Annotated in this window: 26 protein-coding genes and 1 pseudogene; 21 read left to right on the forward strand and 6 right to left on the reverse strand. The window is 73.7% G+C overall.

Features of this window, described 5'->3' with window-relative positions:
* A complete protein-coding gene (locus tag H9L09_RS19365; protein WP_187578430.1) occupies nt 1–528 on the reverse strand; it encodes a hemerythrin domain-containing protein in 528 nt (175 codons plus the stop codon).
* Between the two features lie 14 nt (nt 529–542).
* Between H9L09_RS19365 and H9L09_RS19370 the strand changes: the two genes are divergently transcribed.
* Nucleotides 543–1625: a carbamate kinase gene (locus tag H9L09_RS19370; protein ID WP_246456119.1), complete on the forward strand. Its 1083-nt coding sequence runs from the start codon at nt 543–545 to the stop codon at nt 1623–1625.
* A complete protein-coding gene (bar, locus tag H9L09_RS19375) occupies nt 1618–2778 on the forward strand; it encodes a barbiturase (protein ID WP_187578431.1) in 1161 nt (386 codons plus the stop codon). Before H9L09_RS19370 ends, bar begins: the two co-directional genes overlap by 8 nt.
* Here the strand turns inward: bar and H9L09_RS19380 are convergent.
* The 4 genes from H9L09_RS19380 to H9L09_RS19395 form a co-directional block, all read right to left on the reverse strand.
* Entirely contained in the window at nt 2775–3707 is a 933-nt protein-coding gene (locus H9L09_RS19380; protein ID WP_187578432.1) for an aldose 1-epimerase family protein, read from the reverse strand. The two genes, bar and H9L09_RS19380, sit on opposite strands and share 4 nt — an antisense overlap.
* 62 nt (nt 3708–3769) lie before the next feature.
* A complete protein-coding gene (locus H9L09_RS19385; RefSeq protein ID WP_246456121.1) occupies nt 3770–4354 on the reverse strand; it encodes a nucleoside/nucleotide kinase family protein in 585 nt (194 codons plus the stop codon).
* On the reverse strand, nt 4351–5583 hold the full coding sequence (locus tag H9L09_RS19390) for an alanine racemase (protein ID WP_223164123.1): 1233 nt from the start codon (nt 5581–5583) through the stop codon (nt 4351–4353). Before H9L09_RS19390 ends, H9L09_RS19385 begins: the two co-directional genes overlap by 4 nt.
* Nucleotides 5580–6011 carry a hypothetical protein gene (locus H9L09_RS19395; protein WP_223164124.1) on the reverse strand — a complete coding sequence of 144 codons (432 nt, stop codon included), beginning with the start codon at nt 6009–6011 and terminating at the stop codon, nt 5580–5582. The genes H9L09_RS19390 and H9L09_RS19395 overlap by 4 nt, the downstream gene beginning before the upstream one ends.
* 65 nt (nt 6012–6076) lie before the next feature.
* Here H9L09_RS19395 and H9L09_RS19400 point away from each other — a divergent pair, with 65 nt between their 5' ends.
* Nucleotides 6077–6574, forward strand: coding sequence for an SseB family protein (locus tag H9L09_RS19400; protein WP_187578433.1), 498 nt, complete (start codon nt 6077–6079; stop codon nt 6572–6574).
* On the opposite strand, the gene H9L09_RS19405 is transcribed toward H9L09_RS19400, so the two are convergent.
* Complete coding sequence (locus H9L09_RS19405) at nt 6537–6890, reverse strand: DUF1844 domain-containing protein (RefSeq protein ID WP_187578434.1); 354 nt, start codon at nt 6888–6890, stop codon at nt 6537–6539. The genes H9L09_RS19400 and H9L09_RS19405 overlap by 38 nt on opposite strands.
* Nucleotides 6891–7300: 410 nt before the next feature.
* On the opposite strand from H9L09_RS19405, the gene infC reads away from it, so the two are divergent.
* The 18 genes and pseudogenes from infC to H9L09_RS19495 all read left to right on the forward strand — a co-directional run bounded on the left by infC (nt 7301) and on the right by H9L09_RS19495 (nt 25294).
* Nucleotides 7301–7945: a translation initiation factor IF-3 gene (infC, locus tag H9L09_RS19410; RefSeq protein WP_343065240.1), complete on the forward strand. Its 645-nt coding sequence runs from the start codon at nt 7301–7303 to the stop codon at nt 7943–7945.
* A gap of 61 nt (nt 7946–8006) precedes the next feature.
* A complete protein-coding gene (gene rpmI / locus H9L09_RS19415) occupies nt 8007–8201 on the forward strand; it encodes a 50S ribosomal protein L35 (RefSeq protein ID WP_187578435.1) in 195 nt (64 codons plus the stop codon).
* 72 nt (nt 8202–8273) lie between these two features.
* Nucleotides 8274–8672, forward strand: a complete 399-nt coding sequence (gene rplT / locus H9L09_RS19420; protein ID WP_187578436.1) for a 50S ribosomal protein L20 — start codon at nt 8274–8276, stop codon at nt 8670–8672.
* A gap of 96 nt (nt 8673–8768) precedes the next feature.
* Nucleotides 8769–9587 carry a TrmH family RNA methyltransferase gene (locus tag H9L09_RS19425; RefSeq protein ID WP_246456122.1) on the forward strand — a complete coding sequence of 273 codons (819 nt, stop codon included), beginning with the start codon at nt 8769–8771 and terminating at the stop codon, nt 9585–9587.
* A gap of 10 nt (nt 9588–9597) precedes the next feature.
* Entirely contained in the window at nt 9598–10650 is a 1053-nt protein-coding gene (locus H9L09_RS19430) for a sensor histidine kinase (RefSeq protein ID WP_187578437.1), read from the forward strand.
* Between the two features lie 100 nt (nt 10651–10750).
* A pseudogene (gene pheS, locus H9L09_RS19435) lies at nt 10751–11853 on the forward strand (phenylalanine--tRNA ligase subunit alpha).
* Nucleotides 11853–14348: a phenylalanine--tRNA ligase subunit beta gene (gene pheT / locus H9L09_RS19440; RefSeq protein ID WP_187578438.1), complete on the forward strand. Its 2496-nt coding sequence runs from the start codon at nt 11853–11855 to the stop codon at nt 14346–14348. The pseudogene pheS and the gene pheT overlap by 1 nt, the downstream one beginning before the upstream one ends.
* A 51-nt stretch (nt 14349–14399) precedes the next feature.
* Complete coding sequence (gene argC / locus H9L09_RS19445; protein ID WP_187578439.1) at nt 14400–15434, forward strand: N-acetyl-gamma-glutamyl-phosphate reductase; 1035 nt, start codon at nt 14400–14402, stop codon at nt 15432–15434.
* The gene (locus tag H9L09_RS21745) at nt 15431–15844 is read left to right on the forward strand and encodes an ACT domain-containing protein (protein ID WP_223164125.1); all 414 of its coding nucleotides are present in this window, start codon (nt 15431–15433) and stop codon (nt 15842–15844) included. Before argC ends, H9L09_RS21745 begins: the two co-directional genes overlap by 4 nt.
* Nucleotides 15841–16992: a bifunctional glutamate N-acetyltransferase/amino-acid acetyltransferase ArgJ gene (argJ, locus tag H9L09_RS19455; protein WP_187578440.1), complete on the forward strand. Its 1152-nt coding sequence runs from the start codon at nt 15841–15843 to the stop codon at nt 16990–16992. Before H9L09_RS21745 ends, argJ begins: the two co-directional genes overlap by 4 nt.
* A 7-nt stretch (nt 16993–16999) precedes the next feature.
* Complete coding sequence (argB, locus tag H9L09_RS19460; protein ID WP_187578441.1) at nt 17000–17971, forward strand: acetylglutamate kinase; 972 nt, start codon at nt 17000–17002, stop codon at nt 17969–17971.
* Nucleotides 17968–19170: an acetylornithine transaminase gene (locus H9L09_RS19465; RefSeq protein WP_187578442.1), complete on the forward strand. Its 1203-nt coding sequence runs from the start codon at nt 17968–17970 to the stop codon at nt 19168–19170. The genes argB and H9L09_RS19465 overlap by 4 nt, the downstream gene beginning before the upstream one ends.
* Complete coding sequence (argF, locus tag H9L09_RS19470) at nt 19167–20114, forward strand: ornithine carbamoyltransferase (protein ID WP_187578443.1); 948 nt, start codon at nt 19167–19169, stop codon at nt 20112–20114. The genes H9L09_RS19465 and argF overlap by 4 nt, the downstream gene beginning before the upstream one ends.
* Nucleotides 20111–20626, forward strand: a complete 516-nt coding sequence (locus tag H9L09_RS19475; RefSeq protein WP_187578444.1) for an arginine repressor — start codon at nt 20111–20113, stop codon at nt 20624–20626. Before argF ends, H9L09_RS19475 begins: the two co-directional genes overlap by 4 nt.
* A 58-nt stretch (nt 20627–20684) precedes the next feature.
* Entirely contained in the window at nt 20685–22118 is a 1434-nt protein-coding gene (gene argG / locus H9L09_RS19480) for an argininosuccinate synthase (protein ID WP_187578445.1), read from the forward strand.
* Between the two features lie 81 nt (nt 22119–22199).
* Nucleotides 22200–23624 (forward strand): argininosuccinate lyase, encoded by a 1425-nt coding sequence (argH, locus tag H9L09_RS19485; RefSeq protein WP_187578446.1) that lies wholly within the window; start codon nt 22200–22202, stop codon nt 23622–23624.
* Entirely contained in the window at nt 23608–24195 is a 588-nt protein-coding gene (locus H9L09_RS19490) for a DNA-3-methyladenine glycosylase (RefSeq protein ID WP_187578447.1), read from the forward strand. The genes argH and H9L09_RS19490 overlap by 17 nt, the downstream gene beginning before the upstream one ends.
* A gap of 103 nt (nt 24196–24298) precedes the next feature.
* Nucleotides 24299–25294, forward strand: a complete 996-nt coding sequence (locus tag H9L09_RS19495; protein ID WP_187578448.1) for a hypothetical protein — start codon at nt 24299–24301, stop codon at nt 25292–25294.
* The last annotated feature ends 34 nt before the right edge of the window (nt 25295–25328 follow it).

Genomic DNA, 25328 nt, shown 5'->3' on the forward strand with positions numbered 1-25328 from the left:
TCAGTGCTGCGGACGGCCGCCGGTCCCGACGTACTCCTCGGGGTCCTTGTCGCGGGGCGGCACGCCGTCGGCGGCCTCGAGCGACTCGAACCGGAGGAACCGGACCGCGATCTCGTGGCGCAGCGTGAGATCGGCGTGCTGACGGAAGTCGGCGAGGTCCTGGCGCTCCTCCTCGGCCATGTGGTCGCTGTTGTGCACGCGGCAGTCGATCACTGCCTGCCACCAGTCGTCGCTGCCGACCTCGTGCCGGCCGACGGTGCGGATCGCGTCCCGGATGTCGTTGTGGTCCTTGACCGCGTCCTCGACCTCCTCCTCGACGTCGTCGGCGTCGCCGGCGCCCGTCCCGAGGCGGAGCAGCTCGGGGTAGAAGTAGCGTTCCTCGGCCTCGGCGTGCGTCTCCAGCAGGATCTCCAGGCGCCGCCACACCGCCCCGAGCGTCTCGGTGTCCGTGCGCGGGATCTCGTCGAGCATCGCGAACATCCGGCGCTGCTCGGCGTGCTGGTGCAGGATCACGTCGGTGATGTCCATGGAACCTCCTGTGCGTGGCGTCGCTGTCCCCGGGTGCCTACCCAGCCGAGAGGCGCGCGACGCATGACCCGGCGCTCCGGCGCGAGGAGCTGCTCGCGATGAGGGTGCTGCTCGCGCTCGGCGGGAACGCGATGACCGGTCCGGACGGCAGCGCCCGTCCCGAGGAGCAGGTGGCCGCCGCAACCGTGGCGATGGCCGCGGTCGCCGAGCTGCTCGCCCGGCCCGACGGTGGCTGGGAGGTGGTGCTGACCCACGGCAACGGCCCCCAGGTCGGCAACCTGCTGGTCAAGAACGAGCTGGCCGCCGCGGTGGTGCCGCCGGTGCCGCTGGACTGGTGCGGCGCGCAGACCCAGGCCACGCTCGGGCTGATCCTGATGAACGCCCTCGAGCACGAGCTGGACCGCCGGGGACTGCGGCGGCGGACCGCGACGGTGGTGACCCGGACCCGCGTCGACGCGCACGACCCGGGCTTCGCGCACCCCAGCAAGCCGATCGGCCGGTTCCTACGTCCCGACGACGCCGCGGTCCTCGTGGAGCACGGCGAGACCTGGCAGGACCGCGGCCCCAAGGGCTGGCGGCGCGTGGTGGCCTGCCCGGAGCCCCTGGAGATCCTGGACGCCGCGGCGGTGCACACGCTGCTGGAGGCCGGCTTCGTGGTGGTCGCGAACGGTGGTGGCGGGATCCCGGTGGTCCGCGACGACGACGGGGTGCACGGCGTCGAGGCAGTCATCGACAAGGACCTCGGGGCGGCGCTGCTTGCCCGCTCGGTCCGCGCCGACGTGCTGGTGATCGCCACCGACGTACCCCACGCGCTGCTGGCCTTCGGCACCCCGCAGGCGCAGCCGGTGGGACGCGTCGGGTGCGGCCGGCTGCGCGCGCTGGCCGCCGAGGGGCACTTCGCGTCGGGCTCGATGGGGCCGAAGGTCGAGGCCGCCTGCCGGTTCGTCGAGCAGGGCGGCCGGTACGCCGTCATCACCGACCTCGCCCACATCGTCGAGGCGGCCGCCGGCCGCTGCGGCACCGTGGTCGTTCCCGACGACGGCGCCGCGCCGTCCGCAGCCGTCCAGTCGACCAGCAGAGGAGACGCACATGCCTGAACCCGTCGAGGTCCGCAAGGTCCCGCTCCTGTCCGTCTCGGACGCGAGCGGGCTCGCCGACCTGATCGACCGCGGGGTCCTGGAGGCGGACCGGGTGGTGGCCGTGATCGGCAAGACCGAGGGCAACGGCGGGGTCAACGACTACACCCGGATCCTCGCCGACCGGGCCTTTCGGGAGGTGCTCGTCGACCGCGGCAGCCGCACCGCAGAGGAGGTCGCCGAGGTGCCGATCGTGTGGTCCGGCGGCACCGACGGGGTGCTCAGCCCGCACGCGACGATCTTCGCCACGGTCGGCCCGGACTCCGCCGGGGCGGTCCCGCCGGCCACCGACGAGCCGCGCCTGAGCGTCGGCTTCGCGATGAGCGAGGTGCTGCTGCCCGAGGACATCGGCCGCACCCCGATGATCGAGAAGGTCGCCGCAGCGGTCACCGCGGCCATGGCGCGGGCCGGGATCAGCGACGTCGCCGACGTGCACTACGTGCAGACCAAGACGCCGCTGCTGACCATCCACACCATCCGGGACGCCAAGAGCCGCGGCAAGACGGTGTGGACTGAGCACACCCACGAGTCGATGGACCTCTCCAACGGCGCCACCGCGCTCGGGGTCGCGGTCGCGCTCGGCGAGATCGAGATGCCGACCGACGCCGAGGTGATGCACGACCGCAGCCTCTACTCCTCGGTCGCCTCCTGCTCCAGCGGCGTGGAGCTCGATCGCGCGCAGGTCGTCGTGGTCGGCAACGCCCGCGGCATCGGCGGCCGCTACCGGATCGGGCACTCGGTGATGCGGGACGCCCTCGACGCCGACGGCATCTGGTCGGCGATCCGCGACGCCGGCCTGGACCTGCCGGACCGGCCGCACCCGAGCGACCTCGCCGGGCGGCTGGTCAACGTGTTCCTCAAGTGCGAGGTCAGCCAGGACGGCACCGTGCACGGGCGCCGCAACGCGATGCTCGACGACTCCGACGTGCACTGGCACCGGCAGATCAAGGCGTGCGTCGGCGGGGTCACCGCCGCGGTCACCGGGGACCCGGCGGCGTTCGTGTCGGTCTCCGCCGCGCACCAGGGCCCCGACGGCGGCGGCCCGGTCGCCGCGATCGTCGACCTGGGCCCGGAGCCGACGGGCTACGTGCCGCCGGAGCAGGGCAGCCGCTAGAGGGTGCGGATCCCCCAGGACGAGGAGTGCTCGCAGCCCTCCTCGCCGGCCGGGGCCAGCACCACGAGGTCCTCGCCGCTCGCGAACGCGTTGGGCGGGGAGGTCATCGGCTCCACCGCGACCGAGCGCCGGGCCTGCGCCGCCGGCAGGTCGTCGCCGGTGTAGACCTGGATCCAGGAGTGCCGTCGGTCCATCCACAGCGCGACGCCACGGTCCGCGGACGGGTTGCGCAGGTGCACCTCGACGGTGCCGTCGTCGGCGCGCTGCAGGTCGGTGAAGGCGGTGTCGAGGCTGACCCCGCGCAGGGGCCGCAGCACCCGGAAGTCGGCGGCGGTGCCGTCGACCGGCCGGCGTTCGACGGGGTTCTTCCGGTCGTCCACGGCCAGCTGGGTCGAGGCCGGCAGCAGCAGCTCCCAGCCGTCGATGCCGTCCGCGCCCACGGTCAGGTAGGGGTGGGCTCCCTGCGCGAACGGCGCCGCCGAGGCGGAGAGGTTCGTCGCGGTCACGGTCACGGTGAGCCCGTCGGCGGAGATGTCGTAGGACGCGTGCAGGTCGACCGTCCACGGGTAGCCGCTCTGCGCCATCAACCGGTAGACCAGCGACACCGAGTGCGCGGACTGCTCCTCGGGGGTCCAGGCCGCCCACCGGGTCAGGCCGTGGCTGGCGTTGCGTCGGGACACCTCGCTCAGCGGCAGCTGGAGCTCGCGGCCGTCCGGCCGGGGGAAGGCGTAGCGGCCGTCGCGGATCCGGTTCGGCCACGGCAGCAGCAGCTGGCCGCGGCCGGCGGTCGCGTGGTCGTCCTCCGCGAAGCCGTCCATCAGGGGTACGCCGTCGTGCTCGAGCAGCCGGAGGCCCGCTCCGCACTCGGTCACCACGGCGCGGTACCCCCCGCCCCTGATCTCGTACTGATCACCGCTCGGCGCGACCACAGGACCTCCTCGTTCGTCGGAGGTCAGCCTCCCACGGCCCGGCGCGGAAAACCGGGGAGCACTCAGGTCCGCACCGCCAGGTCGGCGCGCTCCTGGGTCCGCTCGGCCGCGAACAGTGCGCGCTCCTGAGCCATCCACGCCTCCCACTGCTGCCGCAGGTGCGACCCGTCGCGGGTCAACCCGCGCTGCAGGCGGGTGGCGTCGTCGGCCTCGACCCACACCAGCACGGTGATCGCGTCGTCGTACGCCGCCGCGCCCGCGCCGCAGCCCTCGAGGACCAGCAGCCCGGTCGGCGGCACCCGCACCCACCCGGCCGGCGCGGCCGCCGCCCAGTCGTAGCGGCGGTAGCCGCCGGGGCGGCCCTCGGCGAGCGGGGCGACCAGGTGCTCGGCCACCTGCTCGACGCCGGCCCGCAGCCCCTCCCAGCCGGGGTACAGGTCGTCGAGGTGCACCACCCGGACGCCGGCCGCCGCCTCCGGCGTGGAGCCCCAGGCCCGCGCCACCGCCCCGGCCAGCGTGGTCTTCCCGGAGCCGGCCGGTCCGTCGATGCAGACCAGCCGGCCGCCGGCGAGGGTGGCGGCCGACTCCCGGGCGAGCCGGACGATCTCGTCGGCCGCCCGTCGCACCTGCGCGGCCGGGTCGCTCACCAGGACTGTCCGCAGCCGCGGTAGCTGGGCACCGACTCCTCGACGACGTCCCCGCGGACGAGGTGCACCTGCTGCACGTGCTCGAAGAGCTCGCCGGACTTGGCGTGCCGGAACCAGACCCGGTCCCCGACGCTCAGCCGGTCCGCGGCGGCGCCGACCAGCGGGGTCTGCACCTCGCCGGCGCCCTCGAGACCGGTGAGCCGCAGGCCCGGGGGCGCCCAGGGGAGCGGGAGCCGGTCGCGGCCCGCGGCCCCGGAGGCGACCAGGCCGCCGCCGGCCACGGTGACGCAGCCGGCGCGGGGCCGGCGGACCACCGGCACCCCGAAGAAGGCCGCCGGGCGCGGCCGGAAGGCGCGGTAGCCGTCGAAGAGCGCCGGCCCCAGCAGCCCCGACCCGGCCGAGACCTCGGTGACCACCGGGTCGGCGGCCGAGGTCTCCAGGCTGCCGGTGCCGCCGGCGTTCCACAGTCCTGGGCCGTCGGGGCCGACCAGCCGGTGCAGGGCCGCGGCGAGCTCGCGGCGGCGGCGACGCAGCTGCCGCACCGAGGCGGTCTTGACGGCCCGGACGGCGGTCGACCGGGCCGGGTCGCCGCCGTCGTCCGGGACCCCTGCGACCTGGCCCTCGTAGGTCATCACGCCGGCCAGCTCGAAGCCGGGCCGCTCCAGGACGGCGCGCGCCAGGGAGACCACGTCGGCGGGCTCGCGCAGCGGCGAGCGCCGCAGTCCCAGGTGCGGTCCGGTGCGCCACCGCAGCCCGGCGTCGACGTCGAGGGCCACCCGCACCGGCCGTCCCGAGACCCGGGCGCGGTCGACCAGGTCCAGGTGGGCGACGTCGTCGACCATCAGCGTCACCGCGGCCCGGGCCCGGTCGTCCACGGTCAGCTCGCGCAGGGCGGCCTCGTCCACGGTCGGGTAGCCGACCAGCACGTCGTCGCTGACGCCGTGGTGCACCAGCCACAGCGCCTCGCGGAGCGTGTAGGACAGCACCCCGGTGAACCCCGGCGTGGCCAGCGCCCGCGTCACGAGCCCCGGCACGCGCAGCGACTTGGTGGCGACCCGGACCGGGGTGCCGGCGGCCCGGCGGACCAGGTCGGCGGCGTTGGCGTCGAAGGCGTCGAGGTCGACCACGGCGACCGGTGCCGGCGGCGGCTCCGGCAGCCCGGCGACGGCGCGGTCCAGCCGGGTGGCCAGTCGGTGCCGGGCGACGGCGCCGCCCGAGTCGGCGCTCACTCGATGCCGTGCTTCTTCAGCAGTGCCGTGATGGCGTCGAGGTCGTCGTCGCCGACCGCGGGCCGTCCCCGCTGAGGCGGCAGCGCGGCGGTGCCGGGCGCCCGGCGTGCGGCGTCCGCAGTGCGCCGGCCGCGCAGCACGCCGGAGACCACGAACAGGGTCGCGGAGATGCCGGCCAGCACGAGACCAGCCCACACCGCCGGGCTGAACACCAACCGGGTGGCCCACTCGACGACGGCGTCCAACACCTGCCACCCGAGTCGCAGGGTGCCGGTGAGCGCCGCCGCCAGCGGCACCAGCGCCCAGGCGGCGCCGCGCAGCCCGGAGGCCGCACCGCGGCGCCGCCAGAGCAGGACGCTCCCGACGAGGCCGAGCACGGTCAGGGTCAGGCCCAGGGCCTGCCAGGTCGCGTTGTCCACCGAAGCCACGCCTCCAGCCTAGTGCGCTCACCCTGCCGGGCGGCGTCGTCGCGGGCGGGTGGCAGGATCCTCGTGTGCGTTCGATCCCCGACCCCGGGTTCCCCGGTGACAGCGGCGCCGCCGCCCCGGAGGTGAGCGCTGCCCTGGCGGCCTACGCGGCCGACCCGGAGGGCGGCTACACCGCGATGCTGCAGGTGCTGCAGCACGCCCGGCTGCTGGTGCCGGTGGTGGCGGTGCTGGGGGAGGCGGAGGTCGACGAGCAGGGGCTGACCCGGGACAAGACCTCGGACATGGCCACCGTGCTGATGCGCGGTCGTGACGGACGCACGGCGTTGCTGGCGTTCACCGGCACCGACACGCTGCACCGGTGGGACCCCCAGGCACGCCCGGTTCCGGTCACGGTCACGACGGCGGCCGAGGCGGCCGTCCAGGACGGTGCGGAGGCGTTGCTCGTCGACGTCGCCGGTCCGGTCAGGGTGGTGGTCGGCTCCGCCGACCTGCGCGAGCTCGCCCGGGGCAACCTCCTGCTGGAGGTCAGTGGCCGCCCCGCGTGGGTGACACCGGACCGGTGAGCTTCTCGCCGGGCCCCTCGCCCGGCGCATCCGGGATGTCCGAGGCCTCGCGGAACGCCAGCTGCAGGGTGCGCAGCCCGTCGCGCAGCGGCGCCGCGTGGTGGTGCCCGAGGCGGGGGGCCCCGGCAGTGACCAGGCCGGCGAGGGCCTCGATCAGGGTCCGGGCCTCGTCGAGGTCGCGGTGCTCGGGGAGGTCCTCGGCGAGACCGAGGTTGACCGCGGCGGCGCTCATCAGGTGCAGGGCGGCGGTCGAGATGATCTCGAGCGCGGGGACCTCGGCGATGTCCCGGGCGGACTCAGGGGCGGCATGCGTCATGCGCACCAGCCTGTCACGGGGCGGCGGATGTGCACGCGGACGGGTGTGCTTGCTATCCTGGGCGGGACCGATCTGCTGGTCGGCTTCTCTGTGGCCCGGGTGTGGGAACATCCGGGACGTCTGAGTGGTTGTTCCAGCACGATCTGACAAGCGGAGACGAGTCTCCCACCCGCATCGACCGCCAGCAGCACGGGCCCAGCGCCCACCAGGTCGTCGGGTCCGGTCGCAGGGCACGGTTCGTCGTACGACGGAGCGGGTCCTGTGCAGGTGGTGTGCGTGCGCACCGTCGGGACTGGCCTCCGCTGTCATGTGACGCGGAGGCTTCTTGCGTTTCCCCCGCCGACCAGGTCGCCTCAGCAGCACTCAACCCAGGAGGACCCATCAGCACCGAGCTACGCATCAACGACCGGATCCGCGTCCCCGAGGTCCGGCTTGTCGGCCCCAACGGCGAAACCGTGGGCATCGTCCGTATCGACGATGCTCTTCGGCTGGCGCAGGAAGCGGACCTCGACCTCGTCGAGGTGGCGCCGACCGCGCGACCTCCGGTCTGCAAGCTCATGGACTACGGGAAGTTCAAGTACGAGAACGCCCAGAAGGCTCGCGAGGCACGCCGGAACCAGACGAACGTGGTCATCAAGGAGATGAAGCTTCGTCCCAAGATCGACCAGCACGACTACGAGACCAAGAAGGGTCACGTGGTCCGGTTCCTGAACCAGGGGGACAAGGTCAAGATCACGATCATGTTCCGCGGTCGTGAGCAGCACCGTCCCGAGCTGGGGTTCCGGCTGCTGCAGAAGCTGGCCGAGGACGTCGGCGAGCTCGGCTTCGTGGAGTCCTCGCCGAAGCAGGACGGGCGCAACATGATCATGGTGCTCGGACCCCACAAGAAGAAGGCCGAGGCCAAGGCGGAGGTTCAGGCCGCCAAGGCGGAGCGCGCCGCCGAGCGCCAGGCCGAGAGGGAGGCCGAGCACGCCGAGCGCACGGCCACCGCTCCGACCGAGCCGCAGGACAAGAAGCCGCGGCGCCGCTCGGAGAACCTCGACCCCGACATGTGAGCAGGACCGGTCCGCCCCGGACGGGGCGGGTCCGGCCATCGATGAAGAAGGACGCGAAACGATGCCGAAGAACAAGACGCACTCCGGTGCGAGCAAGCGCTTCCGGGTCACTGGCTCCGGCAAGATCCGCCGCCAGAAGGCCGGGCTGCGACACAACCTGGAGCACAAGGCCTCCAAGGTGACGCGTCGCATGAGCGGCACCACCGAGGTCTCGAAGGCCGACAACAAGAAGGTCCGCAAGCTCCTCGGTCGCTGACCCGAGCTCGCCTCCACCGACGGCACTACTGCATCGACGTCAGCGATGCACCCGAGCAACAAGGAGTAACAAGTGGCACGCGTCAAGCGGGCAGTGAACGCCCACAAGAAGCGCCGGGTAACCCTCGAGCGGGCCTCCGGCTACCGCGGACAGCGCTCGCGCCTGTACCGCAAGGCCAAGGAGCAGGTCACCCACTCGCTGGTCTACAGCTACCGGGACCGCAAGGCCAAGAAGGGCGACTTCCGCAAGCTCTGGATCCAGCGGATCAACGCTGCCGCCCGTGCGAACGGTCTCACCTACAACCGCTTCATCCAGGGCCTCAAGGCCGCGGGTGTCGAGGTCGACCGCAAGATCATGGCCGACCTCGCGGTCAACGACCCCGCCGCGTTCGCCGTCCTGGTGGAGACCGCGAAGGCGAACCTCCCCGAGGATGTCAACGCCCCCCGGGTCGAGGCCGACGCCACCGTCTGACGACCCCGGTCGTCGGAAACCCAGAGAGTACGTCGAGGCGAGCCTGCTGTGCTGTCCGAAGCAGACGCGCCGCTCCTCACGTCGAGGAGCGGACGCGTGAAGACAGCACGACGGCTCGCCCGACGCGTCTCCAGGGCCGAGACGCGGCTCTTCCTCGCCGAGGGACCCCAGGCGGTCCGTGAGGCGCTCACCGTCCCCGGCTGCGTCCGCGAGATCTTCGCCGTGGCCGCGGCGGCCGAGCAGCATCGCGACATCCGCGCCGCCGCCGCCAGGCAGCAGGTCGCCTGGCAGCTCGTCGACGACGCCGCGCTGGCCTCCCTCGCCGAGACGGTCCAGCCGCAGGGGCTGGTCGCGGTCTGCCGGTTCCTCGACGTCCCGGCCCCGGACGTGATCGGCTCCGGCCCGCTGCTGGCCGTGTGCGCCGACGTACGCGACCCGGGCAACGCCGGCACGGTGATCCGCTGCGCCGACGCGGCCGGCGCCGCCGGCGTGCTGCTCACCGGCAGCTCGGTGGACCCCTACAACGGCAAGACCGTGCGCGCCACCGTCGGCTCGCTGTTCCACCTGCCGATCGCGCTGGCCCGGGACACCGCCGAGGTGGTGGCGCAGCTGCAGATGGCCGGCGTGCAGGTGCTCGCCGCCGACGGCGGGGGAGAGCTCGACCTCGACGACGCGGCGGACGACGGCACGCTGGCGGCACCGACCGCCTGGCTGTTCGGCAACGAGGCCTGGGGACTGCCCGCGGAGCTCGCCGCCCTCGCCGACCACCGGGTCCGGATCCCGGTGCACGGCCGCGCCGAGAGCCTGAACCTGGCGACGGCTGCGGCGGTCTGCCTCTACGCGAGCGCCCGCGCGCAGCGACGCCCCCGACACGTGGGACGTATGGCCGGGGCGTCCGGTCCCGTGGGGGACTAACCTGTCCCGCATGGACTCGGACGGGGCGGAGCTGCAGCGACTCCTCGATGCCCTGCCCGACGGCGTGGTGGTCGCCGACGAGACCGGCGCCGTGGTCACCCTCAACAGCGCGGCACGCCACCTCCTGGGGGTCGGCGACGCTGTCGGCAAGCACCTCTCCGACGTCCTCAGCCTCCAGGACAACGCCGGCAACGACTGGTTCGGCTGTGCCGCGCCGTACTCCGGCCTGAGCACCCGCACCGCGCTCACCGAGCAGTCGTGGTTCCTGCCCGACGGCACCGAGGTGCTGCTCACCGCCTCGCTGCAGCGGCCCTCGCCGAGCGAGCCGGTCTCCCGGGTCTCGGTCTGCGTCCGCTCGGCCCGTGCCCGCGCCCGCCTGGACCGTGAGCGCTCCGACCTGGTCGCCACCGTGGCCCACGAGCTGCGCTCGCCGCTGACCGGAGTGAAGGGGTTCGTCGCGACCCTCCTGGCCCGCTGGGACCGGCTCAACGACGACCAGAAGAAGCTGATGCTGCAGACGGTCAACGTGGACGCCGACCGGCTCACCCGGCTGATCGCGGAGCTGCTCGACGTGGCCCGCATCGACACCGGGCGGCTCTCCCTCTACCCCCGGCCGGTCGACCTGGTGACCCATGTCCAGCGGGTCATGGACTCGGTGCGCGCCGGGACGGGTCGCGAGCTGGCGCTGACCGTGGAGGGCGAGCCGCCGCCGATCCTGGCCGACCCCGACAAGCTGGCGCAGGTCCTGCACAACCTGATCGACAACGCGATCCGCCACGGTGAGGGCGACGTCCGGATCTTCGTCGGCGCCGACCCCGAGGAGCCCGCCCGCGAGGTGCTGCTGCTCGTCGACGACGAGGGCGACGGGATCAGCCCCGAGATCCGCAGCCGGGTCTTCACCAAGTTCTGGAAGCACGGCACCCGCGGCGGATCCGGCCTGGGGATGTACATCATCCACGGGCTGGTCACCGCCCACGGCGGCTCGGTGGAGATCGACGACGCGCCGGGCGGCGGTGCCCGGCTCGCGATCCGGTGGCCGGTCGCCGAGGTCCCCGAGGACTGACCGGCCCGGAACCGGTTCGCGTCGGCGGCGCCGTACTTCCTAGACTGACGCCAGATCCCGGCACACCCCTGCACCCGCACACGACCCCGGAAGGCCAGCCATGTCCGGCCCGAACACCGACTACGACCCGGTCGAGGTGACTCCCCTCAAGGCCGCGGAGGTCGACGCGATGCGGGAGGCCGCGCTGGCCGCCGTCGCCGCCGCCACCGACCTCGAGCAGCTCAAGCGGGTCCGCACCGAGCACACCGGCGACCGGTCGCCGCTGGCGCTGGCGAACCGCGAGATCGGGGCGTTGCCGCCACAGGCGCGCAAGGAGGCCGGGATGCGCGTCGGGCAGGCCCGCGGCGCGGTGAGCAAGGCGCTCGCCGAGCGCCAGGTCGTGCTGGAGGGCGAGCACGAGGAGCGGATGCTCGCCGAGGAGACCGTCGACGTCACGCTGCCCTGGGACCGCCACCCCGACGGCGCCCGGCACCCGCTGACCACCATCCAGGACCTGATCTGCGACGTCTTCGTGGCGATGGGCTGGGAGGTGGCCGAGGGCCCCGAGGTCGAGGCCGAGTGGCTCAACTTCGACGCGCTCAACCTCGGCACGGACCACCCGGCGCGCACCATGCAGGACACCTTCTGGCTGGAGCCGTCCGACGGGGGCTGGTGCTGCGCACCCACACCTCGCCGGTCCAGGCCCGCACGATGCTGACCCGCACCCCGCCGATCCACGTGGTCTGCCCGGGCCGGGTCTTCCGCACCGACGAGCTCGACGCCACGCACACCCCGGTCTTCCACCAGGTCGAGGGTCTCGTGGTGGATCGCGGGATCACGATGGCCCACCTCAAGGGCACGCTGGACCACTTCGCCGAGGCGATGTTCGGCGAGGGGATCGGCACCCGGTTCCGCCCGTCGTACTTCCCCTTCACCGAGCCCAGCGCCGAGGTCGACCTGGTCTGCTTCGTGTGCCGGGGCCTCGCGCCGGCCGTCGAGTCCTGCCGCACCTGCAAGGGCGAGGGCTGGATCGAGTGGGGCGGCTGCGGGGTGGTCAACCCGCGGGTGCTCACCGCCTGCGGCATCGACGCCGAGGAGTTCACCGGCTTCGCCTTCGGGATGGGCATCGAGCGGACCCTGATGTTCCGCAACGGTGTCGAGGACATGCGCGACATCGTCGAGGGCGACGTCCGGTTCACCCTGCCCTTCGGAACGGAGATCTGATGCGGGCCCCGCTTTCCTGGATCCGGGAGTACGTCGACCTGCCCGCGGACGTCGACGTCGTGGACCTGACCCACCGGCTCACCGCGCTGGGGCTGAAGCTCGAGGCGCTGGAGGCACCCGGCGCCGACATCGAGGGACCGCTGGTGGCCGGCCGCGTGCTGCGGTTCGTCGAGGAGCCGCAGAAGAACGGCAAGACGATCCGCTGGTGCCAGGTCGACGTCGGCCCCGAGCACAACGGCGAGGAGGGGCACCGCGGGATCGTCTGCGGCGCGCTGAACTTCGCCGAGGGCGACCTGGTCGTGGTCTCGCTGCCGGGTGCGGTGCTGCCCGGTGGCTTCGCGATCGCGGCCCGCAAGACCTACGGCCACGTGTCCGACGGGATGATCTGCTCCACCCGCGAGCTCGGGATCGGCGAGGACCACGGCGGCATCCTGGTCCTCGACCCGCGCATCGACGGCGACGTCAAGCCCGGTGACGACGTCGTCGGGCTGCTGGGCCTGCGCGACGACGTGATCGAATTCGAGATCAACCCCGACCGGGCCTACGCGCTCTCGCTGCGGGGCATCGCGCGGGAGGCCGCGCTGGCGTACGGCGTCGCCTTCCACGACCCGGCGCACCGGGAGGTCCCGGGGCCGGACGGACGCGGCTACCCGGTCCGCGTCGAGGCGCCGGACGGCTGCCCGGTCTTCGTGACCCGCACCGTCACCGGCTTCGACCCGGCGGCGCCGACGCCGCGACACATCGCCCGCCGCGTCCAGCTCGGCGGCATGCGGCCGATCTCCCTGGCCGTCGACATCACCAACTACGTGATGCTCGAGCTCGGCCAGCCGATCCACGGCTACGACGGCGACAGGCTCCAAGGGCCGATCGTGGTCCGCCGGGCCGCGCCGGGGGAGCGGCTCACCACCCTCGACGACGTGTCCCGCACGCTGTCGGAGGAGGACCTGCTGATCACCGACGACAGCGGCCCGATCGGCATCGCCGGTGTGATGGGCGGTCAGACCACCGAGCTGTCCGGCACCACCAGCCACGTGGTGATCGAGGCCGCGCACTTCGCCCCGGCGACGATCTACCGCACCAGCCGTCGACACAAGCTGCCCTCCGAGGCCTCGAAGCGCTTCGAGCGCGGTGTCGACCCGCTGCTGCCCGCCTACGCCGCCGACCGGGTCGCCGCGCTGCTCGTCGAGCACGGCGGCGGAGTGGTCGAGGCCGGCGTCACCTATGTCGGGTCGCCGCCCCCGCAACCCGAGATCAAGGCCGCCCTCGACCTTCCGGCCCGGGTGACCGGGATGCCGATCGAGGCCGCCGGCGTCGTGGAGCACCTGCGGGCCGTCGGCTGCTCGGTGCACGTGGACGGCGAGACGCTGACTGCGCTGCCGCCGTCCTGGCGCCCGGACCTGCAGGACCCCTACGACCTCGTCGAGGAGGTCGCCCGGCTCGTCGGCTACACCGAGGTGCCGTCGGTGCTGCCCAGCGCGCCGGCCGGTCGGGGGCTCACCCGTGAGCAGCGGCTGCGCCGCCGCGTCGGCTTCGCGCTGGCGGGGGCCGGGCTCGTCGAGGTCAAGGCCTACCCGTTCGTCGGCGAGAGCCACCTCGACGACCTCGGGCTCCCGGCCGACGACGAGCGCCGCCGTACCCTCCGGGTGGCGAACCCGCTCTCCGACGAGCGCCCGCTGCTGACCACCACGCTGCTGCCCGGCCTCCTCGAGGCGACCGCCCGCAACCTCGGGCGTGGCGCCGCCTCGGTGGCGCTCTACGAGACCGACCTGGTCTTCCTGCCCGGCGCCGACGCCGCCGCTGCCCCGATCCTGGGGGTGGAGCGACGGCCCAGCCCGGAGGAGCTGGACTCCCTTGAGCGAGCCGTCCCCGACCAACCGCGGCACCTCGGCGTGGTCCTGGTGGGGGAGCGGGAACGCTCCGGCTGGTGGGGCCACGGCCGTCCGGCCGGCTGGGCCGACGCGATCGCGGCGGTCCGGGAGGTGGCGCGGGTGCTCCGTGCTCCGCTCACCGTGCACGCGGCCGTCCGGCCTCCCTGGCACCCGGGCCGGTGCGCGGAGCTCCGGGTCGGCGACCACGTCGTCGGGCACGCCGGCGAGCTCCACCCGCGGGTCTGCGCCGCGTTCGGCCTTCCGGCGCGCAGCGCCGCGGCCGAGGTCGACCTCGACGCCCTGGTCGCGGCCGCGATCGCGCCGACCGCGCCGCGGTTCTCGGGCTTCCCGGTGGCCAAGGAGGACGTCGCGCTGGTGGTCGCCGCCGACGTGCCGGCCGCCGACGTCGCCGAGACGCTGCGCGAGGGCGCCGGCGAGCTGCTGGAGTCGGTGCGGCTCTTCGACGTCTACACCGGCGAGCAGATCGAGGCCGGGAAGAAGTCGCTGGCGTTCGCGCTGCGGTTCCGGGCCCCGGACCGGACGCTCACCGAGTCGGAGATCGCCGCGGCTCGCGACGCCGCGATCGCGCTGGCCGCGCAACGGCACGGAGCCGTCCACCGCGGCTGAGGGGCGGCCGCGACCCCCGGCGACTGAGTACTTACATTCGCATGTATAGTCATGCACATGTCGAAGCGGAGAGTTGCGGTCGCAGGGGCGAGTGGGTACGCCGGCGGTGAGGTGCTCCGGCTGCTGCTGGGGCACCCCGACGTCGAGATCGGTGCCGTCACCGCGGGGTCGAACGCCGGGGAGCTGCTCGGCACGCTGCAGCCGCACCTGGTGCCGCTCGCCGACCGGGTGCTGGAGGAGACCACGGTGGAGGTGCTCGCCGGTCACGACGTGGTCTTCCTCGGCCTGCCGCACGGGCAGTCCGCGGTGATCGCGGAGGCGCTGCCCGAGGACACCGTGGTGATCGACTGCGGCGCCGACTTCCGGCTCACCGACCCGGCTGCCTGGGAGGCCTTCTACGGCGGCGACCACGCCGGCTCCTGGCCCTACGGCCTGCCCGAGCTGCCCGGCCAGCGGGAGCTGCTCCGCGGCGCCGCCCGCGTCGCGGTGCCCGGCTGCTACCCGACCGTGTCCACGCTCGCGCTCGCGCCGGCGGTGGCCGCGGGGCTGGTCGACCCCGCCGGCATCGTCGTCGTCGCCGCCTCCGGGACCTCCGGGGCCGGCAAGGCGCCCAAGCCGAGCCTGCTCGGCTCCGAGGTGATGGGGTCGGCCGGGGCGTACGGCGTCGGCGGCACCCACCGGCACACCCCCGAGATCGTGCAGAACCTCGGCGGGCTGACCGACGCCGAGGTCCGGGTCTCCTTCACCCCGGTGCTGGTGCCGATGCCGCGGGGGATCCTGGCCACCTGCTCCGCGCCCACGACGATCGGCGCGCAGGAGGCCTACGCCGCCTACGAGAAGGCCTACGCCGACGAGCCATTCGTGCACCTGCTTCCGGCCGGGCAGTGGCCGCAGACCAAGTCGGTGCTCGGCTCCAACGCAGTCCACGTGCAGGTGACCGTCGACGAGGCGGCCGGCCGTCTGGTCGCGGTGGCCGCGGTCGACAACCTCGCCAAGGGGACCGCGGGCGCCGCCGTGCAGTGCATGAACCTCGCGCTCGGGCTCACCGAGACCACCGGCCTCTCCACGATCGGACTCGCACCGTGACCGAACAGACCTCCCAGACCTTCACGCTGATCCGGCACCCCGACGCGCTGGCCGTGGTCCGCCTCGGCCCCGGCTCGCAGATCCCGAAGTGGGCCACCCCGTCCACGCTCTTCTCGGTGACGGCGACGGCGACGGAGACCTCGCTGGTCTGCCACGCCTCGACGGTCCCCCGCAAGGCCCGCCCCGAGGGGCCGTTCGTCGCCTACGAGGTGGCCGGGCCGCTCGACATGGCCCTGACCGGGGTGCTCACCAGCCTGCTGGTCCCGTTGGCGGACGCCGGGATCAGCGTCTTCGTGCTCTCCACCTTCGACACCGACTGGATCCTGGTCCGCGGGGGGTTCGCCGAGCAGGCCGACCAGGCCTTCGAAGCGGCCGGTCACACGGTGCAGCCCAAGGGGGCACGGGCATGAGCGTCACCGCCCCCCGCGGCTTCCGGGCTGCCGGTGTCACCGCCGGGCTCAAGACCTCCGGCGGCAAGGACCTCGCGCTCGTGGTCAACGACGGGCCCGAGCACGTCTGTGCGTCGGTGTTCACCGCCAACCGGTGCAAGGCCAACCCGGTCCTGTGGAGCCAGGAGGTCGTCAAGGACGGCACCGCCCGGGCCGTGGTGCTGAACTCCGGCGGCGCCAACTGCTACACCGGCGCCGAGGGGTTCCAGACCACCCACGCGGTCGCCGAGCAGGTGGCCGCCGGGCTCGGCGTGGGCGCCGTCGACGTCGTCGTCTGCTCCACCGGCCTGATCGGGCTGGCCAACCCGCGCGAGCTGGTGCTCCGGGGCGTCGACGACGCACTGGCCGCACTGTCCGCCGGGCACGGCACCGATGCCGCCGAGGCGATCATGACCACCGACTCGGTGAGCAAGCAGGTCGTGGTCGAGGGCAGCGGCTGGAGCATCGGCGGGATGGCCAAGGGCGCCGGGATGCTCGCCCCGCAGCTGGCGACGATGCTGGTGGTGCTCACCACCGACGCCCAGGTCGATGCCGCGACCGCCGACCGGGCGCTGCGCGCGGCCACCCGGGTCAGCTTCGACCGGCTCGACTCGGACGGCTGCATGTCCACCAACGACACGGTCACGCTGCTGGCCTCGGGCGCATCCGGCATCACGCCCCCGGAGGCGGACTTCACCGAGGCGCTGGTCCGCGCCTGCACCGACCTGGCGATGCAGCTGCTCGCCGACGCCGAGGGCGCCGACCACGAGATCGCGATCACGGTCCTCAACGCCGCCACCGAGGACGACGCGGTCGAGGTCGGCCGCTCGGTCGCCCGCAGCAACCTGTTCAAGGCCGCGGTGTTCGGCAACGACCCGAACTGGGGCCGGGTGCTGGCCTCGATCGGCACCACCGGGGCCGCCTTCGACCCCGCCGACCTCGACGTCGCGATGAACGGTGTCTGGGTCTGCCGCGCCTCCGAGCCGCACACGCCGCCGGACCAGGTCGACCTCACCGGCCGCGACGTCTCGGTCACGATCGACCTCAAGGCCGGAACGGCCCGCGCCACGGTGTGGACCAACGACCTCACCCACGCCTACGTCCACGAGAACTCCGCCTACTCCAGCTGAGGACCAGATGAGCGACACCGGCCAGACCGGCACCCGGCCCGTCCCCGAGGCGGCGAGCACGCCCGAGGCGTGGCAGCGAGCGACCGCCAAGGCGGCCACCCTCGCCGAGGCGCTGCCGTGGCTGAAGACCTACCACGGCAAGACGATCGTGGTGAAGTACGGCGGCAACGCGATGACCGACGACACCTTGAAGCGCGCCTTCGCCGAGGACATCGTCTTCCTGCGGATGGCCGGCTTCCACCCCGTCGTCGTGCACGGCGGGGGCCCCCAGATCAGCCAGATGCTCGACCGGCTCGGCATCGCCTCGGAGTTCCGGGGCGGCCTGCGGGTGACCACCCCGGAGGCCATGGACGTGGTGCGGATGGTCCTGGTCGGTCAGGTGGGCCGCGAGCTGGTCGGCCTGATCAACAGCCACGGCCCGCTCGCCGTCGGCCTCAGCGGCGAGGACGCCGGCCTGTTCACCGCCGAGCCCACCACCACGATCATCGACGGCGAGGAGGTCGACCTCGGCCTCGTCGGCGAGGTGGCGCAGGTCCGGCCCGAGGCTGTCCGCGACCTGGTCGACGCCGGCCGGATCCCGGTGATCTCCTCGGTCGCACCCGACGTGCTGGGCCGGGTGCACAACGTCAACGCCGACACCGCGGCCGCCGCGCTCGCGGTGGCGCTGGGGGCGGAGAAGATGCTGGTGCTCACCGACGTCGAGGGGCTCTACCGCGACTGGCCGGACAGCGACGACGTGATCGGTCAGATCAGCCCCGAGGCGCTCACCGAGCTGCTGCCGACCCTGGCCAGCGGGATGGTCCCGAAGATGCGGGCCTGCCTCGCGGCCGTCACCGGCGGCGTCCCGCGGGCGACGGTGGTCGACGGTCGGGAGCCGCACGCCGTGCTGCTCGAGATCTTCACCGACGACGGGGTCGGCACCCAGGTGCTGCCCGGTGTGGAGACCCGGATCCGGTCCGCGCTGAGGAAGGAGTCATGACGATGTCGCAGAACCTCACCGAGCGCTACGCCGCCTCGCTGATGAACACGTTCGGGCCGCCCAAGCTGGTGCTGACCCGCGGCGAGGGCGCCTACGTCTGGGACGCCGACGGTCGTCGCTACCTCGACCTGCTCGGCGGGATCGCCGTCAACGCGCTCGGCCACGCCCACCCCGCCCTGGTCGCGGCCGTGACCGAGCAGCTCAGCACCCTCGGCCACGTCTCCAACTTCTTCGCGACGGTGCCGCAGGTCGCGCTCGCCGAGCGGCTGCTGGACCTGCTCGAGGTCGGTCCCGGCGGCGGCAAGGTGTTCTTCACCAACTCCGGGTCCGAGGCCAACGAGGCCGCGCTCAAGCTGACCCGGCGGACCGGCCGCACCCACCTCGTCGCCGCCGAGGGCAGCTTCCACGGCCGCACCATGGGCGCGCTCGCGCTGACCTCCAAGGCCGCCTACCGCGAGCCGTTCGAGCCGCTCCCCGGCCAGGTCACGTTCGTGCCGTACGGCGACGCCGACGCGCTCGCGGCCGCGGTCACCGACGAGACCGCCGCCGTCGTCCTGGAGCCGGTGCAGGGCGAGGCCGGCGTCATCATCGCGCCGGAGGGCTACCTGGCCCGGGCCCGCGAGATCACCACCGCCCACGGTGCGCTGCTCTGGTTCGACGAGGTGCAGAGCGGGATGGGCCGCACCGGCGAGTGGATGGCCCACACCGGTTCCGGGGTCACCCCCGACCTGGTGACGCTGGCCAAGGGGCTGGCGGGCGGCATCCCGGTCGGTGCCTGCATCGGCGTCGGCGCCGCGGGGGAGCTGCTGCAGCCCGGCAACCACGGCACCACGTTCGGCGGCAACCCGGTGGCCGCCGCCGCGGCCCTCGCCGTCATCGAGACGATCGAGAAGGACGGGCTGCTCGAGAACGCCCGGCTCGTCGGCGCCCGGCTCGCGGAAGGGCTGCGGCACCCGCACGTCACCGCGATCCGGCAGCGGGGCCTGCTGATCGGCCTCGACCTCGACGCCGAGGTGGCGCCGCAGGTGGCCGCCGCCGCCCGCGAGCGCGGGTTCATCATCAACGACTGCGCCCCCGGACGGATCCGGCTCGCGCCGCCGCTGGTGCTCACCGAGGCCCAGGCCGACGAGGTCGTCGCGGCCTGGCCGGGCATCCTCGAGGCCGGCTACGCCGCGGGTCAGCCGGGGGGACCGTCATGACCCGGCACTTCCTGCGCGACGACGACCTCGGTCCGGCCGAGCAGGCCGAGGTGCTGGCGCTCGCCGCGAAGCTGAAGGCCGACCGGCACGCCGTGCAGCCGCTGGCCGGGCCGCAGACCGTCGCGGTGATCTTCGACAAGCCGACCCTGCGCACCCAGCTGTCCTTCGCCGCGGGGATCTCCGAGCTCGGCGGCTACCCGATGGTGGTCGACGGCAACCTCGCCGGGATCGGCACCCGGGAGTCGGTGGCCGACGTGGCGCGGGTCCTGGGCCGGCAGGCGTCGATGGTGGTGTGGCGGACCTTCGAGCAGTCGCGGCTCGAGGAGATGGCGGCGTACGCCGGGGTGCCGGTCGTCAACGCCCTCACCGACGAGTTCCACCCCTGCCAGCTGCTCGCCGACCTGCTCACCGTGACCGAGCGGCTCGGCGACCTCGCCGGGCGCACCCTGACCTTCCTCGGCGACACGGCCAGCAACATGGCGCACTCGATGCTGCTCGCCGGAGCCACTGCCGGCATGCACGTGCGGGTCAGCGGCCCCGAGCAGTTCGGGCCCGACGACGAGGTGCTCGCGCAGGCCGCGCGGATCGCCGCGACGACCGGCGGCTCGGCGGCGTACGTCGTCGAGGCCGGCGCCGCCGTCGAGGGAGCCGACGTGGTCGCCACCGACACCTGGGTCTCGATGGGCAAGGAGTCCGAGGCCGGCCAGCGGCTGGCCCCGTTCGCGCCGTACTCCCTCGACGCCGCCCTGCTCGCCGGCGCCGCGGACCACGCGGTGGTGCTGCACTGCCTGCCCGCCTACCGCGGCAAGGAGATCGCCGCGGACGTGCTCGACGGGCCGCGCAGCGCGGTCTGGGACGAGGCGGAGAACCGGCTGCACGCCCAGAAGGCGCTGATCACCTGGCTGCTCGCGCACCAGGACGACACCGGGGAGGGCCGCCGATGACCGCCCACATCCCGCTGACCAAGAGTGCCCGGCAGCAGAAGATCGTCGAGCTGCTCGGCCGGCAGCCGGTGCGCTCGCAGACCGAGCTGGCCCAGCTGCTCGCCGAGGCCGGGGTGCACGTGACCCAGGCGACGCTCTCGCGCGACCTCGTCGAGCTCGACGCCGTCAAGGTGCGGATCCCCTCGGGGGCGCTGGTCTACGCCGTGCCGGCCGAGGGCGGCGACCGGACCCCGGTCGTGCAGGACACGGCGGCGGCGGAGACCCGGCTGGCCCGGCTGCTCGGCGACCTGCTGGTCTCCGTGGACGCCTCGGCGAACCTGGCGTTGCTGCGCACCCCGCCCGGCGCCGCGCAGTTCCTCGCCTCGGCGTTCGACCGCACCCACCTCGAGGACGTGCTCGGCACGGTGGCCGGTGACGACACCTTGCTGGTGATCAGCCGGCGACCCGACGGCGGGCAGGACCTGGCCGAGCGCTTCCTGGCGCTGGCCAACCGGGACAGCGTGACGCCCTGAACGGCACCGAGTCCAGCACCCACCGACACACCTCCCCAGACGCACGCAAAGGAACTCCATGAGCAAGGTCCTGACCTCCCTCCCCGTCGGCGAACGCGTCGGCATCGCCTTCTCCGGCGGCCTCGACACCTCGGTGGCGGTGGCCTGGATGCGGGCCAAGGGCGCGGTGCCCTGCACCTACACCGCCGACATCGGCCAGTACGACGAGCCGGACATCTCCGGAGTCCCCGAGCGGGCGCTGGAGTACGGCGCCGAGCTCGCCCGGGCCGTCGACTGCCGCCGGATGCTGGTCGAGGAGGGGCTGGCGGCGATGGCGTGCGGCGCCTTCCACATCCGCTCCGGCGGCCGCGCGTACTTCAACACCACGCCGCTCGGCCGCGCCGTGACCGGCACCATGCTGGTCCGCGCGATGCACGAGGACGGCGTCGACATCTGGGGCGACGGCTCGACGTTCAAGGGCAACGACATCGAGCGGTTCTACCGCTACGGGCTGCTGGCGAACCCGTCGCTGCGCATCTACAAGCCCTGGCTGGACGCCGACTTCGTGCACGAGCTCGGCGGCCGGACCGAGATGAGCCAGTGGCTCACCGAGCGGGGGCTGACCTACCGCGACAGCCAGGAGAAGGCGTACTCCACCGACGCCAACATCTGGGGCGCCACCCACGAGGCCAAGACGCTCGAGCACCTCGACGTCTCGCTGGAGTCGGTCGAGCCGATCATGGGCGTCAAGTTCTGGGACCCCGCGGTCGAGATCCTCACCGAGGACGTCACCCTCCGCTTCGAGGCCGGCCGACCGGTGGCCGTCAACGGCAAGCAGTACGACGACGCGGTCGACCTGGTCCACGAGGCCAACACCATCGGCGGCCGGCACGGCTTGGGCATGTCCGACCAGATCGAGAACCGGATCATCGAGGCCAAGTCGCGGGGCATCTACGAGGCGCCCGGCATGGCGCTGCTGTGGATCGGCTACGAGCGCCTGCTCAACGCGATCCACAACGAGGACACGATCGCCAACTACGCCTCGTCCGGGCGGCAGCTGGGCCGGCTGCTCTACGAGGGCCGCTGGCTGGACCCGCAGGCGCTGATGATCCGCGAGTCGATCCAGCGCTGGATCGGCTCGCTGGTCACCGGCGAGGTCACCGTGCGGCTGCGGCGCGGGGAGGACTACACGGTGCTCAAGACCGAGGGGCCGGCGTTCTCCTACCACCCGGACAAGCTGTCGATGGAGCGCACCGACAACGCCGCGTTCGGCCCCACGGACCGGATCGGCCAGCTGACGATGCGCAACCTCGACATCGCCGACTCCCGCTCCAAGCTCGAGCTCTACGCGATCCAGCCGCAGGACCAGGGCCACGTGCTGGTCGAGCACGGCAACCTGCTGGGGGCGCTCGAGCCGGGCGGCGCGGACCGGATCGCGCAGAACCCCGTCGACACCGAGGGACCCGGCGAGCTGGCCCTGGACCATGCCGCCATGGAGTCCGGCACCGACTGAGGTACGCCGACCGCGACGTCCTAACGTGGGCGGCACCCACGCCCGGGACGGAGGACGTCCGGGGCGCACCGAGAGGAACTCGTGACCGAGAAGTCGACCACCAATGCGGGCGCCCTGTGGGGCGGCCGGTTCAGCAGCGGGCCGAGCCCGGAGCTCGCCGCGCTGTCGAAGAGCACCCACTTCGACTGGCGGCTGGCGCCCTACGACCTGGCCGGCTCCCGGGCGCACGCCCGGGTGCTGCACCGGGCCGGGCTGCTCACCGACGCCGAGCTCGACGGGCTGGTCGCCGGGCTGGACCGGCTCTCCGCCCAGGTCGCCTCGGGGGAGGTGGTGGCCGCGGAGTCCGACGAGGACGTGCACGGCGCGCTCGAGCGGCTGCTGCTCGAGGAGGTCGGCACCGACCTCGGCGGCCGACTGCGTGCCGGCCGGTCCCGCAACGACCAGGTGGCCACCCTGTTCAAGGCCTACCTGCGCGACCACGCCCGGGTGGTGGCCGGCCTGCTGGTCGACCTGGTCCAGGCCCTCGCCGACCAGGCCGAGCGGCACCTCGGCGCGGTGATGCCCGGCCGGACGCACCTGCAGCACGCCCAGCCGGTGCTGCTCAGCCACCACCTGCTCGCGCACGCCTGGCCGCTGGTCCGCGACCTCGACCGGCTCGGCGACTGGGACGACCGGGTGGCCGCGGACTCGCCGTACGGCGCCGGTGCGCTGGCCGGCTCGAGCCTCGGCCTCGACCCGCAGCAGGTCGCCCGGGAGCTGGGGTTCACGGACTCCACCCCGAACTCCATCGACGGCACGGCGGCCCGCGACTTCGTCGCCGAGCTGGCCTTCGTGACCGCGATGGTGGGCGTCGACGTCTCGCGGCTCGCCGAGGAGGTGATCCTGTGGGCCACCAAGGAGTTCGACTTCGTGCGCCTGCACGACGGCTTCTCGACCGGGTCCAGCATCATGCCGCAGAAGAAGAACCCCGACATCGCCGAGCTCGCCCGCGGCAAGGCCGGCCGCCTGGTCGGCAACCTCACCGGCCTGCTGGCCACGCTCAAGGCGCTCCCGCTGGCCTACAACCGGGACCTGCAGGAGGACAAGGAGCCGGTCTTCGACTCCGTGGACACCCTGGAGGTGCTGCTGCCGGCGTTCACCGGGATGGTCGCCACGCTCACCTTCCACACCGACCGGATGGCCGAGCTGGCGCCGCAGGGCTTCTCGCTGGCCACCGACGTCGCGGAGTGGCTGGTCCGGCAGCGGGTGCCGTTCCGGGTCGCCCACGAGGTGGCCGGCGCGTGCGTGCGCCGCTGCGAGGAGCTCGGTGTGGACCTCGACCAGCTCACCGACGAGCAGTTCCAGGAGATCTCCGAGCACCTGACCCCGGGGGTGCGGGACGTGCTGACCGTGCAGGGCTCGGTCGGCTCGCGCGACAGCCGCGGCGGCACCGCGCAGGTCCGGGTCACCGAGCAGCTGGCCGAGCTGCGCCTGCGGCTGGACGAGCAGCGTGCCCGGCTGGGCTGAGGCGCTGGTCGGCCCGGTGCCCGAGGTGGCGCGGCGGCTGCTCGGGGCGCGGCTGCACCACGGCGACGTCACGGTGCGGATCACCGAGGTCGAGGCGTACGACGGGCCCAACGACCCCGCCTCGCACGCCTACCGGGGGAGCACCGCCCGCACCGAGGTGATGTTCGGTCCGCCCGGCCACCTCTACGTCTACTTCAGCTACGGGATGCACTGGTGCGCCAACGTGGTCACCGGTGAGGACGGCCGCGGGTCGGCGGTGCTGCTGCGCGCCGGCGAGGTGGTCGCCGGGATCGAGCTGGCCCGCACCCGCCGCGGGGCGAAGGTGCCCGACGTCCGGCTTGCCCGCGGGCCGGCGAACCTGGCCCAGAGCCTCGGCCTGGACCGCTCCAGCAACGGCCTCAGCCTCGAGGACCGGCTCGACCTGCCGGCCGGCGTCGCTGCGTCGGTGCTGTCCGGACCGCGGGTCGGCGTCAGCCAGGCCGCCGACGTCCCGTGGCGGTTCTGGCTGGCCGGTGAGCCGACGGTGTCGGCGTACCGCCGCAGCCCGCGTGCCCCCGCCGGGTCCCGCTGACGGCGCGTCCACGGGAACTGCTGCGGGAGCGGGGCGGGATCCGTCACCATCGGCACCCCACCCGATCGACGGGGAGCGGGCGATCCGGTGAGAGGACGAGCAGATGCGTTGGCGAGGAAGGCGGGCACGCGCCACGCGGCGGCCGGCCACGTCGGCGGACCCGGTGGCCGCGGTGCTCGCGGACGCCGCAGCCGGCGGCCCGTTGGTGCGTCGGTTCCCGGACGTGGAGGCGAGGCTCGAGGAGCTGCCGGGCTGGATCGACGTCGAGGACTCCGGTGAGCTCGAGGGGTACGACACCGTGGTGCGGTTCGGCGACGAGATCGCGTCCTACTGCGACCCGTACGACGACGGCCTGGACCTGGCTCTGGCCGACCAGCCCGGTCTGGACGCGGTGCTGCCCGAGGACCGGGAGGTCGTCTACCTGCGCAGCCCGCTGGCGCTCGCCGACGTGAAGGCGGCGGTGATCCGCGCGGTGCTCGAGGTGAACCGGTCGCCCCGGTCACCGGCGCCGTCCCGCGTGCTGCCGACCGAAGCGGTCGAGGAGCTGGTGGCGACGGTGCGGCCGCTGCTCGAGCAGGCCGGGTTCGCGAACACCCATGCCGGGGTCCGGTACTTCTACCGCGAGGGCCGCGACGGGTTCGTCGGGTCGATCGCCTTCGCGTCGGGGTCGGGCACCTCCGCGGACCGCACCTCGCAGGACGGGCAGGTCTGGGTGATGTCCGGGACGCATCTGCCGGGGATCGGTCGCGACGTCCCGTCGAGCCCGGACCGGGTGGCGCCGGTGCACTGCCACCAGCTCGTCCAGCACTGGGCCGCTCCGACCGCGGACGACCTGCGTCGTCTGCTGGTCGCGGAGGTGCTGCCGGTCCTGGACCTGACCCGCGACCGCGCCGGGCTCGCCACCTGGATCGGCGAGGACCCGACCCGGGTGGGCGTCCCTGACCAGCGGCCGACGTACGCCCGCCTGTTCGCGCAGTGGGGGCAGGCCGACCAGGCCGCCCGGGTGGTGGCTCACCTCGACCGGCACTGGCGGTCGCTACGGGCGCATCCCGACACCGCCGCGGCCCGGGAGCTGATCCGCGCAGCAGCCCGGCGTTAGCTCTCGGGGCCGCCTTGGTGCCGGGCTAGACAAC

Origin of the sequence: Nocardioides mesophilus (assembly GCF_014395785.1) — a bacterium.
GTDB lineage: Bacteria > Actinomycetota > Actinomycetes > Propionibacteriales > Nocardioidaceae > Nocardioides_B > Nocardioides_B mesophilus.